The sequence below is a fragment of the Oscillibacter sp. CU971 genome, assembly GCF_905219725.1.
GTDB lineage: Bacteria > Bacillota > Clostridia > Oscillospirales > Oscillospiraceae > Oscillibacter.
In genome coordinates, this window is record NZ_CAJMXG010000060.1 from 1 (window position 1) to 14,777 (window position 14,777).

Genomic DNA, 14,777 nt, shown 5'->3' on the forward strand with positions numbered 1-14,777 from the left:
GTTTCGGCCCGGGCGGGAACCGTTTCCGCCGCATAGGGACCTGCGGCCTGGACGGCGGGCGGGGCTTCCGGCTCCCGGAACAGCGCTCCGATGGGGCTTGCTTGCGGCGAGAGGGGCAGCAGCAGCCGGAAGATGGCGACGAGCCAGACATAGTACTGCCAGCGGCGGCTGACCCGCCCCCGGAGCAGGGGGCCGCACAGCAGCAGGACCAGGATGACCAGGGACCCGGAGAGGGACAGGGAGACCGGAACCTTTAGATATTCAGCCATGGCCGTTCCGTTCCTCCTCCCAAAAGCGTTTCAGCTCCTCGTAGTCGCCGGGGGAGATGGCCTCCTGCCGGATCAGGGCGGCCACCAGCCCCATGGCGCTTCCGGCGTAGAGCTTGTTTACCAGCACCTGGGTCTGGGCGGCCTGGTACTCCGCCTCGGACACGGCGGCGGCGTACTCGTTCCGCCGTCCCAGCTTGCGGACGGTGAGAAAGCCCTTGTCCACCAGCCGGGACAGCAGGGTGATGACCGTGTTCTTCTGCCAGCTCCGGCCCTCCTCCGCCAGGGTTTCCATGATTTGGGCGTACAGGGCGGTTCCCCCGGCGGACCAGATGATTTTCATCAATTCCAGCTCCGAGTCGGAAATCTGCGGCGCGCTCATAAAGCATCCTCCTTTGCGTACAAGTTGTAGGCTAAAATTATGATAACACTGTGTAGGCCAATTGTCAAGAGGCTGGGAAGAAAAAGAATCCCGCCGGAAGGCATGGCCTTCCGGCGGGGTTGGGTTATCCGGTAATTTTCCGTTNCAGTTCCGCTTTCACCTGCATGTAGTTGTGGAAGGGGATGGGCAGGGCCTCCCCGGTGATGAGGGCTGCCTCGTAGCGCCGGATGGACATGACGTAGCGGCTGTTCACCGTGTAGCAGCGGTGAATGGGGCAGAAGGACTCCGGCAGCATGGCGTTGACCTCGCTGATGCTGAGGTCGCTCTGGAGGATTTTGTCCGCGCAGTGAAACTCCGNCTTGCGGTTCCGGCTCTGGACGTAGAAGATCATGTCCGGCTGGATGAACAGCGTCGAGCTGCCGCAGGGGACGGCCAGCCGCTTCTTAGGCGGAATCTCAATCAGCACGTCCCGGACGAACTGATAGGCGGACATCTCCAGCTTGGGCCCGCTTTCGCTCAGGGAAAAGGGGTGGAGGAATTCATAGTTGGCGTGGAGCAGCACCAGCTTGGTCTCCGTGCCGATAAGCTGATACAGGAAGGTATAGGAGGCGGTAACGGTGTCCTCTTCCGGGTGATCCGGAATACAGGCCCGNACCTCGCCCATCACCGCCTGNCAGCGGGGGGTGATGGACAAAGGGGTGTACTCCTCCTGAAAAATCTGATAGGTTTTTGTCCGCTGCTCCACCCCGGCCTCCAGCCGGGCGCGGATGATGTCGCCGCCCATCAGCACCCGTCCCCCGGTGCCCAGCCACACGCTTTTCGAGCAGAGGCGGGATAAATAGGGCTCAAAATTCCCGGCGTAGTAACCGTGGGTGATCTCCCGGCTGATGGCTACGGTATCCTCCAGCTGTCCGCTCATGGGGCTCCCTCCCCTTTGTGATTATTGTAACAATATTATACAATAACCGTCAGAAAAAGGCAAGAGGGAAAAGGTGATACCTTTAGGTTCGGCTGGAAATTTGATACATTCTGTACGGGATTTCAGNGNCTGGTCACACGCCGCTGCGGTACTGCTCCGCCGTCAGCTTCACGCTGACCCCGCCGGGGCCCAGGGGCTTGGCAATGAGCTGGAGACGGTTCTCNNAGGACTTCNTTTCGTCGATGCGGAAGACCCTTGTAATCNTCTCTNCCGCCGGGAGGCGGATAGAGGTAAACTCGTTACCTTCGCCCCGGCCCACGGTGTTAGGCCTGTTCAAGACGATCATGGCTTCCGAGGAGCCGGTGTTCTCCATGGTGATGACCGCGTATTTTCCCAGCAGAGTGGTAAACGCGAAGGTATGCTCAACCTCGCCCGGGTCTTGGAATTGCTGGCTGTCCATGGATTTGCCGGAAAAGCTTCCTAAGTTGATTTCCGCTGGGTCCACCTCGGTAAACATGCCATGGGTGATGCCGTACTCCGGCTTTACCGGCAGTTTCGCCCGTTTCTTTTCCCACAGTTCCTCCGCGCCTGGGCCCTCGTAGGGACCGGAAGACACGGTAACGGTGAATCCTCCTACCTCTACGGGAATGTTTTCACCGACGGCGGGCATCTGGCCGGAGGGATTCAACAGCATGGGGAAGTCATGGATTACATCGGTGAAGCCCCACTTCGGTTTACCGTTTTCGTCCAGTACAGGATTGCCGTCCGCGTCTTTATAGGGTTCCCCGTTTTCGTCCACCCGGGGCTTGCCGCCGAACTCCAGCCGCTCCAGCTCCTCGTGGTAGTGGGCTCCAANCGCCACGTCGAACAGGTCTGCGGCGGCGGTGGCCTCAATGTAGTAATGGGTTTCCCCCTTGCTGTCCGGGTACGCCATAACCTTGGGAGCTGTGCCGCCCTGTCTGGTGGTCAGCGTCTCGCCCTTGGCGATCTGCTCCCGCCCAAAGAGGCCCACGCTCACCTGTCCGGGCTGAGGCCCCCCGGCGGGCGGGTCGTTGGCCGCCAGAGAGGCGGAGACCAGTCCAAACAGCAGGATCATGGTGACCATACCGGCCGCGAAGGGCGTGTAGTTTTTTCTCATTTCCCGTTTGCCGCGCATTGTAATTCTCCTTTACCATTTCAAATTTTCCGCAACGCGGATCATCGTCTCCAGGTCCAAACCGGCCTCTCCACCGGAGAGGATGAAGGCGTAAGGNCCGTTNGTCCACAAGAGGAGACGGGTGTCGTTCCACGCTTCCTCAGGCTGGTTTGCAATCCATACGGCATCCTCGCCTCCGGCGTNCACGTGTNCGATTTGATATTCCCCCAGAAGGACCGCGGAGCGTTCCTCGCCGGACCATTGATTTAAATAAAAGGACGCGCCCTCGGCATCGCTGCGGAACTTGGAGGAACAGGAACCGTCCTCGGCGGAAAGAGATTCCAGCGTAAAGCCCTCCGGCAGCCAGCCGGGGGTCAGGGGATGAAAGTCCTGCTCCGCCTGTTCTATCCTGGGCCGCACCAGGTAGGAGACAAAGCCCTCCTCTTGGGCGGCGTAGACCCGGTAGTCGTCCTTCCGTTCCGCACCCACGCCCACCAGCAGGGCCCCCAGGGCCGCGATGACCGCCGCCAGCAGGGTCAGGGTCTTCCAGCGCCGTTTCCTCCTCCTTCGCAGAAGGGCGCTCATGGACGCCTCAAAGGTCAGGGAAAAGTCGTGCCCGCAGTCCTCCCGCTTCGGGAGGGTATCCAGCCAGCGCTCCGCCGCCTCCGGGGCCGCGGCGTACAGCATCTCATCGGTGATGTTCAAACGATTTCCCCCCTTTCCGCCAGCTCCTCCGCCAGCTTGCGCTTGGCCCTGGCGAGAATCTGGCGCACGTTCGCCGCCGTGGTCCCCAGGAGCTCGCCGACCTCGGCGGCGGAATAGCCGTTGTAGTATTTCAGCAGCAGCGCCTCCCGGTACCGGGGAGGCAGGGCCGCCATGGCCCCCGCCAGGGTCCCGTCGGAGGGCGGCGGGGCGCAGCCGGGGAACTGTTCCTCCTCCAGCTCCACCTCGGACCGCCTCCGGCCCGCCCGGTAGAGGTCGATGGCCTTCCGCTCCGCCGTGACGGCGGCCAGGTGCCGGGCCTGGGGTCCCAGCTCCGCGGGAAGGCGGCAGTTTGCGAGACTGAGGAAGGCCAGATGCACCGCGACCTCCGCGTCCTGAGGATTTTGCAGGATACGGTTGGCCGCGTGGAACATCAGCCCCCGGTAGGCGCTGTACATCGCCTCGAACCGCGTCCGGTCCTCCGGGTTGTCGATGGCTTGCAGGTATGCCAGCATCTCGCCGCCTCCTCTCGTCTCTGTTCTCTTAAACGCTCCGGCGGGGTAAAATGTGACGCACTCAAAAAATTTTTTCGGATTCCATTGTACGCCGGATTTGAAGCGGTGTCAAAAAGCGCCTCCCCGTGCCCGAAAGCACGGGGAGGCGCGATGGAACGGCCGGCGTTTATTCCTTTTCCTGGGCGTGGATGGGATAGTTCTCCAGCACGTCCAGCAGACGGGAATAGTCCTGGGACGCCAGGTGGGTATACCGGGCCCAGCGGTTGCGGCACTGGTTCCGGGCCTCCACCAGCAGGGCCTCCGCCGCCTCGGGGAAGGTCCGCTGGAGGGAGTTGAACCGGACCTCGCCCATGAAGAACTCCCGGAGATCATACCGGGGCTCCTGGAAGTCCAGCATGAAGGGGTTCTTGCCCTCCAGCTTCCGCTTGGGGTCGTAGCGGTAGAGGTCCCAGTAGCCGCTGCGGACGGCCAGCCTGGCCTCCTCCTGGGCCCAGGCCATGCCCTTGACAATGCCGTGGTTGATGCAGGGAGCGTAGGCCACGATGAGGGACGGCCCGTCGTGGGCCTCCGCCTCCCGGAAGGCCTTGATGTACTGGGCGGGGTCCGCCCCCAGGGCGACGGACGCAACATACACGTTCTGGTACTGGGTGGCCAGCATCCCCAGGTNCTTTTNCTCCGTCCGCTTGCCCGCGGCGGCGAACTGGGCCACCGCGCCGAAGGGCGTGGCCTTGGAGGATTGTCCGCCGGTGTTGGAGTAGACCTCCGTGTCCACCACCAGGATGTTCACGTCCTCCCCGGAGGCCAGTACGTGGTCCAATCCGCCGTAGCCGATGTCATAGGCCCAGCCGTCGCCGCCGTACATCCACATGCTCTTTTTAACCAGCTGGTCCTGGGCCTTGCGGACGGCCTCGACGCGCTCCCCGGTCTCGGCGGTGCTTTGCAGGGCGTCCATCACCGCGTCGCTGAGGGCGATGGTCCGCTCTTTGTCCNCGAAGCCCTCCAGCCAGGCGGAGAGGGCCGCTTTCAGGGCCTCGTCCTTCGTCTCCTCCAGCAGCTCCCGGACTGCCCGCTGGAGGCGGAGCCGCTGCTGGCGGACGCTGAGGACCATGCCCAGGGAGTACTCGGCGTTGTTTTCAAAGAGGGAGTTGGAGAGGGCCGGGCCCCGTCCGTTGGGCTTGGTGGTATAGGGATAGCTGGGGACGCTGAAGCCCCACGCCTGGGTACAGCCCGTGGCGTTGGCGACCACCATGCGCTCGCCGAAGAGCTGGGTGAGGAGCTTCATGTAAGGCGTCTCGCCGCAGCCCGCGCAGGCCCCGGAGAACTCCAGCAGGGGCTGCTCGTACTGACTGCCCTTGACGGTGAACTTGTTCATGGGGTTTTCCTTGGGGGAGAGGGAGAGGCTGTAATCCCAGTTGGGCTGTTCCGGCATCTGGCTCTCGATGGGCTCCATGACGATGGCCTTTTCCTTGGCAATGCAGGCGGCGGCGCAGGTGCCGCAGCCGGTGCAGTCCAGGGGGGCCACCTGGATGCGGAAGCGCAGGCCCTCGAAGCCCTTGCCCCTGGCCTCCTTGGTCACGTAGTCCGCCGGGGCCTTTTGGACCTCCTCCTCATTTAGCAGGAAGGGCCGGATGGCGGCGTGGGGGCACATGAGGGAGCACAGGTTGCAGCCGATGCAGTTTTCGGGAAGCCAGCATGCCACATGGGAGGCAAAGCCCCGTTTCTCGTATTTGGAGGTGGACATGGGGACGCTTCCGTCCGCCGCGTCCCGGAAGGCGCTGACGGGGAGCTGGTCGCCCTTCTGGGCGTTGACGGCCCGCATGACGGTGCGGACGTACCAGGGGGACGTGGTGTCNTTCTCCTCCGACTCGCCGGCGAGGGCTGNCNANGCGGCGGGGACGGCGATCTCATGGAGGCCCGCCAAACCCGCGTCCACGGCGGCGCAGTTCATGCGGACCACCTTGTCGCCCTTGCGGCCATAGGTTTTCTGGATGGCGGCCTTCATGTAGTCCACCGCCTGGTCCACCGGGAGCACGCCGGAGAGCTTGAAGAAGGCGGCCTGGAGGACGCTGTTGGTCCGGTTCCCCAGGCCGATGGCCTGGGCGGCGGCGCCCGCGTCGATGGTATAGAACTTCGCTTTCCGCTCCGCCAGGAGGCGCTTGACCTTGTTGGGGAGATGGGCTTCCAGGTCCGCGTCGGACCAGTTGCAGTTGAGGAGGAAGATTCCGCCCTCCTTGAGCTCGTTTACGATGTCGTACTTGGTGATGTAGCTTTGATTGTGGCAGGCGATGAAGTCCGCCATGGTGACGTAGTAGGTGGAGAGAATCGGGGTGTGGCCGAAGCGGAGGTGGCTNTTCGTCACGNCGCCGGATTNCTTGGTGTCGTACTCAAAGTAGGCCTGGACGTATTGGTCCGTGTTGTCCCCGATGATCTTGATGGAGTTTTTATTGGCCCCCACCGTGCCGTCGGAGCCCAGGCCCCAGAACTTGCAGCTGATGGTCCGGCTGTCGGCGGTGACCACGTTTTCCCCGACGGGCAGGGAGTGGTGGGTCACATCGTCAGTGATGCCCACGGTGAAATGGTCCTTTTGCTCCCCGGNCNTNTTGTCGTAGACGGCGATCATCTGGGCGGGGGTGGTGTCCTTGCTGGAAAGGCCGTACCGCCCGCCCNGCACCTGGACCCGGCGGTTCCCCTGCTGGAGGACGGAACAGACGTCCTTATAGAGGGGCTCGCCGCTTGCGCCGGGCTCCTTGGTCCGGTCCAGCACGGTTAACCGCCGGCAGCTCTCCGGCAGGGCCGCCAGGAAATGGGCGGCGCTGAAGGGCCGGTAGAGCCGGACCTGGAGGAAGCCCGCCTTGCGGCCCTGGGCGTTGAGATACCGGACCACCTCCTGGAGGCAGCCGGAGACGCTGCCCATGGCGATGACGATTTGCTCCGCCTCCGGGTCGCCATAGTAGTTGAAGAGCTTATAGTCCCGCCCCGTCAGGGCGGACATCCGGGCCATATAGTCCTCCACGATGCCGGGCACCGCGTCGTAGTAGGGGTTCACCGCCTCCCGGAGCTGGAAGGCCGTGTCCGGGTTGATGACGGTGGAGCGCATCAGGGGATGCTCGCTGTTTAAAGCGTTGGCCCGGAAGCGGTCCAGGGCCTCCCGGTCCACCATTTTGGCAAGGTCCCCGTAGTCCAGCACGTCGATCTTCTGAATCTCATGGCTGGTGCGGAAGCCGTCGAAGAAGTGCATAAAGGGCACCCGGCTTTTGATGGCGGAGAGGTGGGCCACGGCGGCTAAATCCATGCACTCCTGCACGCAGGAGCTGGCCAGCTGGGCAAAGCCCGTCTGGCGGCAGGCCATCACGTCCGAGTGGTCCCCGAAGATGGAGAAGGCGCTGGTGCCCACGGTCCGGGCGGCCACATGAATGACGCCGGGGAGGAGCTGGCCGGAAATCCGGTACAGCGGCGGCACCATCAGCATCAGGCCCTGGCTGGCGGTGTAGCTGGTGGTGAGGGCCCCGGCCTCCAGCGAGCCGTGCATGGCCCCGCAGGCCCCGGCCGCGCTCTGCATCTCCATGAGGCGCACGCTCTGGCCGAAGATGTTTTTCATCCCGTTGGCGGCCCAGGTGTCCACATGCTCCGCCATGGGGCTGGAGGGCGTGATGGGGTAGATGGTCGCGACCTCGGTAAAGGCGTAGCTTGCGTAGGCGGCGGCCTCGTTGCCGTCCATGGTCTTGCGTTTCATAAAATCCCCCTTCTCTCATCTGCCCGGTCCGCTGGATACCAGGCTGTAAAATTCATATGTCTATTATCGCACGCAGACATCAGACTGTCNAGGAGGGAGTTTGCCAATNCNTTCCGATTAGNGGGTTCCGGAAAAAAGAACGGGAACCCTCAAAGGAGGGTTCCCAAAAGATTCCGGGACAGCTCTGCCCGGAAGTCCGGATGGGCGATGGCNATGAGGGCCCGGGCCCGTTCCAGAACGCTTTTGTANTTCAGGTCCGCCACGCCGTATTCCGTGACCACGTACTGGACGCAGGTGCGGGGGGTGGTGACGGTGCTTCCCGGCGGGAGCTGGGGAACAANCTTGGAGCGGAGGACTCCCGCCTTGTCACGGTAGCTGGAGCGGAGGGCAATGATGCTCTTCCCGTCCTTGGACCACTGGGAGCCCAGCACCCATTCCAGCTGGCCCCCGGTGCCGGAGTACTGCCGGGGCCCTACGCTCTCGGCGTTGACCTGTCCGGTGAGGTCGATTTCCATGGCGTTGTTGATGGAGACCACCCGGTCGTTCTGAGCGATGCGGCGGGGATCGTTGGTCCAGTGGATGTCCTTCTGGCAAAAGGCCGGGTTGTCCCGGGCGAAGTCCCACAGGCGCTTGTCCCCGATGAAGTAAGCGCCCACGGACTGGCCCGGACAGGTCTGCTTGCGGCTGTTGTTCAGGACGCCCTTTTTCATCAGCTCCATGACGCAGTTTCCGATAACCTCCGTCTGGAGCCCCAGATCCCGCTTTCCCGCGTCCACCAGGCACTCGCCCACAGCGTTGGCCAGGCCCCCCAGGCCGAATTNGACGCAGNCCCCGTCGGGGATCAGCTCCGCGATGTACGCCGCGATGCGGCGGTCCGTCTCTCCCGCCGGGACGGGCGGGTGCTCCGCCGGGGGACGGCTGTCCTCTACAATGGCGTCCGCCTCCGAGACGTGAAACAGCATGTGTCCCTCCCCGCCGCTGGAAAAGGAGGGGAGTCCGCTGTTCACAACAACCACGACGGTCTCCGCCTGTTCCAGCACCGCCCGGGGGACGCTGGCCCCCCAGAGGGAGCGGCACATCCACCCGTTTTCATCCGGAGGGGAGCAGGCAATCACCGCCGCCCGGGGCTGCCGGGCGCACATCCAGTCCCCGGTGGCGCTGAGGTGGGCGGGGACGTACCAGACATTTCCCTGTTTGGCCAGCAGCCGCTCGCCGGAGAAGAAATTGGCCTGATAGGANACCAGGTCCGCGTTCTCCGGGGCCAGCAGCGCGGTGTCCAGCGGGGCATAGAGGGACAGCAGCTCGATCCGTCCCGCCAGGGACCGCAGCCGCTCCGCCAGGGCTCCGTGCACGGCATAGGGCCAGTTGGCCGAGCCGCTGACCGCCACCGCGTCCCCGGGACGGATCCATTCCGCAGCCTGTACGGCGGTCGTCCGCAGCGCTTCGTATTGCCGCCGCCAGCCGCTAAGGCCGGAAGCGCGCCCCTTTCGGACCGGCGTTGGTAAAGTCATCGCAATCTCCCCCGTTTCTCAAGGCTCTTTCATGTCTGAGAGCAGCTTGCGTTTATCAAAAATTTTGGAGTTAATTTTCCGCTGAGGCCGGGCGGAGCGTTAAACCTCATACCACCGGATTTCGCCCCCGGCCAGTTCCAGCGGGAACCCGGACCCGTTTCCACGGAAAACGGTGGTGCTTTGAGGCTCGCAGGTGTTGTTCACCACGCAGAAGCGTCCGCTCTCCACATAGGCGTGGACCTCTACGCGGCAGTTGGAGGAGAACCACTTTTCCAGGCGGTCCTCCCCATGGGCGGCCCAGAGAATCGCCCGGTGGAGCAGGCGGCAGTTTTCGAAGGAATAGGGCAGGCCGGAGATATACACCCCCCGGCCGGAGCCAAAGGCGTTTACCGCCAGCTGGACCTCCCGGTCCCGCTGGACCAGCACCTTCGCCCCCTCCAGGGCGTAGACGCTCCGCTGGCCCTCTCCGAAGTCCANGGGGCCCTCCGCGTCCNCCAGGATGAAGTGGAAGCGGTGCTCCTCCCAGTTGTACTTGTCGTAGCCCAGTGTAAAGCCCGTCTCCTTTTCAACTCCCAGCACCGGGGCCATTTGGAAATAGCGTCCCTGGTACTGGTGGCCNGAGGGCTCGCCCACGCCGNGGAAGCCGCCGCCGTTCCAGACGAAGCGCTTCACCGCGGCGGATACCTCCGGCTCCTCCCAGACGGCCCCGCCGGTGTGGGCGGTGTCCCCGCCGCCGANGTTCAAGATAACATCCACCNCGTCCAGGGCGTGGGGGTTGTTCTTCAAATCATCGAAGCTCAAAAACCGCACGTCGAAGGGTGCGCCGGACAGGGCCTCGATGACCCCGGCGTAGGAGTAGTTCTGCTTTTGATACAGGGCGTGGTGGACCATGTGACAGCCCCAGGACCGGGCCCTTCCCCAGCAGTTCAGCACCGCCNCGGTCTTGGCGCAGTAAGGCTTGGCCCNGTTGATGTGGACATAAAGCTCCCGGAACTCCTTGCAGACGGACTCCACATAATCGATGAACTCCGGGNATNCACAGGCCAGCTTCAAGTACCCGCCGTAGCCGATGCGGTCGATGGGCTTGCGGAGAATGGCCCGCCGGGCGGTAANCCAGTTCTCCCGGGCCTCTCTCACCGGGTCCCCTCCCGCGTGGAAGGTGTCCGGGAAGAAGTAGGGCAGGAAGCGCCCCTCCGNATACNTCACGCCGGGAATGTCGGAGATGAGGCGCAGGGTGGACCCGTTGCCCACGCTTCCCACCACGGCGTCCAGGCCGATGGACTTGAACTCCTCCAGATAGGGCTCCGTGCCGATCCAGTGGTCCCCCAGGAACATCATGGCCTCCTTGCCCAGCTCGTGGGTGAGGTCCACCATTTCCTTTGCCAGGGCCGCTACCTCCCGCCGCTGGAACGCCATGAAATCCTGGAACTCCTTGGAGGGAATCCGATACTGATTGTTATAATACCCCTGGTCGATGATAAATTCCGGCCGGAATTTGTAGCCGGCCTCCTTCTCAAACCGCTCCAGGATATAGGGGGACACGGAGGCGGAGTAGCCGTACCAGTCCACGTACTTCTCCCGTTTCAGTTCGTCGAAAATCAGGGTGAACTGGTGGAAGAAGGTGGTGTAGCGGATGACGTCCACATAGGGGTGGTCCTTTATAAACTTCCGCAGCCGCTCCATGGTAAACTTCCGGGTCTTGGGCTGGCGGACGTCGAAGGTAATCTGGTGCTCGAAGTCCTTCCAGTCGTTGGTGACGGCGTTGTACATGTGGACCGGGTCCCAGATAAGATAGGTCAGGAAGCTGACCGTGTAGTCGTGGAACGCCTCCGGGGCGGGAATCACCACCGCGCCGCTTTCAGCGTCGTAGTCCCACTTCTCCGGAGCCAGGGGCGCTCCCGCGGTGCGGTCCATGACCNCCCANCAGCGCTTGATGTNGTCCCGGTCGTTGACCTTCAGCAGTTCCTCACTGACGCCCTTCAAAAGAGGGATGGACAGCGGCCCGCCGGAGGCGGTGTGAAACGCGGTCATAATGTAGCACTGCTGGACCTCGTCGGGGTTGGCTTTCGCCCAGGCGTTGTCCTTCCGGGTGGTGTAGTAGGTGGCGTAGACCTTGGCCCCCACGGATTTCAATTCCTCCGGGTAGTCCGNGCCGTCGCAGTCCCGGATGGCGTCGGCCCCCCAGCGCTCCAGCAGGGCCAGCGTCTCGGGAACCACGTCCACGTCCGTGGNAATGGNCACCCGGCCCTTGTTCTGTAAATCACTCATGCGTTACNCTCCTTAGAGGCCAGNGCCTTTGTCNCCCTCAAAGGGCTTGTTGTACACCAGCAGCGCCGCCAGCAGCAGAATCACGNCCAGGATCATCAGCCCCAGGCCCTTCATCTGCCCCGTCAGGGTCCAGCCGAAGACGACCAGGGCCAGCCCCGCGAAAAAGAAACCCGCGATGAACAGCGCCCGGAGGCCCATGTGCTCTTTCCAAAATTTCATACCGTCACCTCATCCTTTCAGTCCGCCCACGGTCATGCCCTGGGTCAGCTTCTTCTGTACGCACATGTAGAGAATCAGCGTGGGCAGCATCACCAGCACAAGGCCCGCGTAGAGAATGCCGTATTCCGCCGAGGACTGCTGGGCCTGCATAAGNTTCAAAAGGCCCACGGGCAGGGTCTTTTGCCCCTGGGCGCTGCTCATCAGCGTCATGGAGATGATGTACTCGTTCCAGAAGGAGAGGAAGTTGAAGAGAATGATGGTGATGATGGAGGGCTGGGCCATGGGGAAGATAATGCGGATCATGGCCTGTCCATAGCCCGCGCNGTCAATGTAGGCGGCTTCCTCAAAGTCGTGGGGCAGGGTGGCGAAGTAGCCGGAGAGCAGATAGATGGTGAAGGGCAGGGCCGTGGAGGCATACACCACCGCCAGCACCACCAGGTTGTTCAGCAAAAAGCCGTTCCCCGCCAGGTTTTTCAGCCACGCGTCCCCGTCCCGGAGCATCAGGAAAATGGGCCNCACGATGTAGTTCANGTTGATAAANAGCCCCGCCATGAAGCAGGTGTTCAAAAACCGGCTCCCCCGGAAGCGGAACCGGGCCAGGCAGTAGGCCGCGGGCAGGGCAATCACCAGCAGCAGCACCAGGGACAGGGCCGTCACCAGGACGGAGTTGAGCATATAGCTGCCCATGNNGGCGGCGNTNCACGCCTCCGCGAAGTTCTGCCAGTAAAAGCCCGCGGGCAGGGCCCAGGGGTTTCCGTAGAACTCGCTGTTCTGCTTGATGGAGGCCAGGAACACCCAGGCCACCGGCACGATGATGACCACGGCCAGGGTAATCAATACCACATAGATGAAGATTTTATACAGCGTCTCGCCGGACATGCCTTTCTTTTCCTTCGTCATATCCTCGCCCCCTTACATTTCCAGCACTTCCCGCTTCGTCACCCAGTTCACCAGGGCGGACAGCAGGAAGGAGAACAGGAAAATCACCACGCCCGCCGCCATGGAATAGCCGTAGAGCCCGGCGTCCTTCTGGGCGTACATGAAGCTCAATCCCACATCGGCCATGCCCTTAGCCACCATGGCCTTGACAAACAGGAACGCCATGTTGATGGTGGAGATGATGAAGAAGGTGAGCGTGGTACGGATGTTGGTCCAAATCAAAGGCAGGGTCAGCTGGAAGAACTGGGTCANCCGCCCCGCGCCGTCCNGCNCGGCGCTCNCGTAGNGGCTTTCAGGCACGGCGGACATGGAGGCCATGTACATGACCATATAATAGCCGATGGCCTGCCAGACCATGGCGATGATGACGCTGACGATGACCATGGGCTGGNCCTTCCAGAGGACCATGACNGTCTCCCCCTTGAAGAAGGACAGGATGCTGTTCAGCATGCCGTTCTCCGGCTTGTAGATGGCGGAGAAGATGCCGGCGATGACCACCACGGAGAGAATATTCGGAATGTAGAACACGATGCGGAAGAAGTTCTGCCCCTTTATTTTCTCCCGGGTCAGAATCGCCGCGAATGCGATGGCGAAGAAAAAGGTGATAAGCGTCACGGTGACGATCAGCAGAATCGTGTTCTGCATAGCCGTGATGAATTTCACGTCCTTCGCCAGAGCCTGGAAGTTCGCCATGCCCACGAAGGTCTCCGTGGGCGAGTAGGCCCCCCGCTCAAACAGGGACATGCGGAACACATTCAGGGTGGGCAGAATCATGAATACGAAGTACAGGATCACCGCCGGGGCGACGCACAGGGTCAGGAACCGCCCCCGGCTCTTGCTGCTGCGCATAGGAAATCCACTCCTTTCGGGTCATATCGCGGAAGTAAAACAGGCGGCGGCGAGCAGAAACACTCGCCGCCGCCCACGGATTACGGACTATGCGGTTTTTGACGCGGGGCTCAGCCCATGATGTTGGCCCGCATCTGGTCGCTGGCGGCCTTGATGTCGCTGACCCACTGGTCCACGGTCACACTGCCGTTCACCAGGCCGTTGACGGGGTCCAGGAAGACCTCGCGGACGGTGCCAAGGCCCGCCACGGCGTTGTAGGCCGCGAAGTTGCCCATGGCCGCGTCGGCTCCGTTGTCATAGATGGCGTAGAACATCTTGTTGTCGCCTTCCAGGTTGTCGGTCAGGCCGGGCACGGGCTGCACCGCGCCGCCCTTGGCGAAGATAGCGCAGGCCGCGTCGCTGTACAGGAAGGCCACGAACTGCTTGGCGGCGTCCAGGTTGGGAGCGGCGGCGGGAATCCACGCCTGCTCCAGCCAGCAGTAGCTGGCGCCGTTTCCGCCGGCCTTGGCGGCGGGCAGGGCGGTCATGCCCCACTGGAAGCCCTCGGCCCGGGGAGCCTCGGCCATCTCGCCGACGATCCAGGTGCCGTTGGGCATGAACAGGGCCTTGTTGTCCAGCACCAGCTGCTGGTTCTGGGTGAAGTCCTGGTCATTGGCCTGGGCGGGGGTGACGGGGTTCGTGTAAGAAGCCAGCTTGGCGATGATGTCGAAGCACTGCTGGGCCTCGGGGGTGTCCCAGATGCCCTCGGCATAGGTGGTGGCCTTGTTGAAGAAGTCGGGGCCGCCCACGGAGTACATCAGGGCGTACAGGAAAGCGTCAAAGTAGCCGGTGGTGGGATAGGTGAAGAGGTAGCTGCCCTCGGCCTGGGCCTTCTCGGCCAGCTCCCACATCTCGTCCCAGGTGGCGGGGACGGTCCAGCCCTTTTCCTCGAAGAGGCCCGCGTTGTAGAACAGGCCGCAGGGAGAGTAGAACATGGGGGCCAGGTAGGTCACGCCGTCGCCATAGGGATTCGTCACGGAGGTGTCGGTGAAGCCGCCGACAATTTTGTGGGAGACNNTCACGCTTTCACCGGGGATGGTCATGGACAGCACGTCGGTGAGCTCGGCGATGTTGCGGTCCTTGATGAACTGCTCGGTGAGGCCCTTCTCACGGCCGGTGGCCAGGTGGATGACGTCGGGGAAGTCGCCGCCCTGCATAGAGGGCCCGATGACGTCTTCCAGGTTCTTGTCGCAGATCAGGTTGACCTTCACGCCGGTCTCGGCGGTGAAAGCGTCGCAGACCTCCTGCCACATGCCGGGATAGGCTTCCTCATAGCCGGAGGCCAGGGCCGCCACGGTGA

The 14,777-nt window shown here is 62.9% G+C and carries 11 protein-coding genes; all 11 read right to left on the minus strand.

The window, feature by feature from the left end; translation table 11 throughout:
* Positions 1 to 269, minus strand: a 269-nt coding sequence (locus JX325_RS06260; RefSeq protein ID WP_243413954.1) for a M56 family metallopeptidase, incomplete at its 3' end; no start/stop codon positions are given.
* Positions 262 to 648: a BlaI/MecI/CopY family transcriptional regulator gene (locus JX325_RS06265; RefSeq protein ID WP_204790299.1), complete on the minus strand. Its 387-nt coding sequence runs from the start codon at positions 646 to 648 to the stop codon at positions 262 to 264. The genes JX325_RS06265 and JX325_RS06260, both read right to left, overlap by 8 nt.
* A 124-nt stretch (positions 649 to 772) precedes the next feature.
* Positions 773 to 1,567 (minus strand): LytTR family DNA-binding domain-containing protein, encoded by a 795-nt coding sequence (locus JX325_RS06270; RefSeq protein WP_204790300.1) that lies wholly within the window; start codon positions 1,565 to 1,567, stop codon positions 773 to 775.
* A gap of 1,836 nt (positions 1,568 to 3,403) precedes the next feature.
* A complete protein-coding gene (locus tag JX325_RS06275; RefSeq protein ID WP_204790301.1) occupies positions 3,404 to 3,919 on the minus strand; it encodes an RNA polymerase sigma factor in 516 nt (171 codons plus the stop codon).
* Between the two features lie 166 nt (positions 3,920 to 4,085).
* Positions 4,086 to 7,652 carry a pyruvate:ferredoxin (flavodoxin) oxidoreductase gene (gene nifJ, locus JX325_RS06280; protein WP_204790302.1) on the minus strand — a complete coding sequence of 1,189 codons (3,567 nt, stop codon included), beginning with the start codon at positions 7,650 to 7,652 and terminating at the stop codon, positions 4,086 to 4,088.
* A 149-nt stretch (positions 7,653 to 7,801) separates the two neighbouring features.
* A complete protein-coding gene (locus tag JX325_RS06285) occupies positions 7,802 to 9,163 on the minus strand; it encodes an acetyl-CoA hydrolase/transferase family protein (RefSeq protein WP_204790303.1) in 1,362 nt (453 codons plus the stop codon).
* Between the two features lie 99 nt (positions 9,164 to 9,262).
* Positions 9,263 to 11,431 (minus strand): 1,3-beta-galactosyl-N-acetylhexosamine phosphorylase, encoded by a 2,169-nt coding sequence (gene gnpA / locus JX325_RS06290; RefSeq protein WP_204790304.1) that lies wholly within the window; start codon positions 11,429 to 11,431, stop codon positions 9,263 to 9,265.
* A 12-nt stretch (positions 11,432 to 11,443) separates the two neighbouring features.
* Complete coding sequence (locus JX325_RS06295) at positions 11,444 to 11,650, minus strand: hypothetical protein (protein WP_204790305.1); 207 nt, start codon at positions 11,648 to 11,650, stop codon at positions 11,444 to 11,446.
* Between the two features lie 9 nt (positions 11,651 to 11,659).
* The gene (locus JX325_RS06300; protein WP_204790306.1) at positions 11,660 to 12,550 is read right to left on the minus strand and encodes a carbohydrate ABC transporter permease; all 891 of its coding nucleotides are present in this window, start codon (positions 12,548 to 12,550) and stop codon (positions 11,660 to 11,662) included.
* 12 nt (positions 12,551 to 12,562) lie between these two features.
* Entirely contained in the window at positions 12,563 to 13,438 is an 876-nt protein-coding gene (locus JX325_RS06305; RefSeq protein ID WP_204790307.1) for a carbohydrate ABC transporter permease, read from the minus strand.
* Positions 13,439 to 13,548: 110 nt separating this feature from the next.
* A partial coding sequence (locus tag JX325_RS06310) for a carbohydrate ABC transporter substrate-binding protein (RefSeq protein WP_204790308.1) occupies positions 13,549 to 14,777 on the minus strand: 1,229 nt, incomplete at its 5' end.

Excerpts from the sequence above, each read along its gene's own strand:
- JX325_RS06275 (WP_204790301.1), bottom strand. The coding sequence starts at position 3,919 with ATGCTGGCATACCTGCAAGCCATCGACAACCCGGAGGACCGGACGCGG.
- JX325_RS06265 (WP_204790299.1), bottom strand. The coding sequence starts at position 648 with ATGAGCGCGCCGCAGATTTCCGACTCGGAGCTGGAATTGATGAAAATC.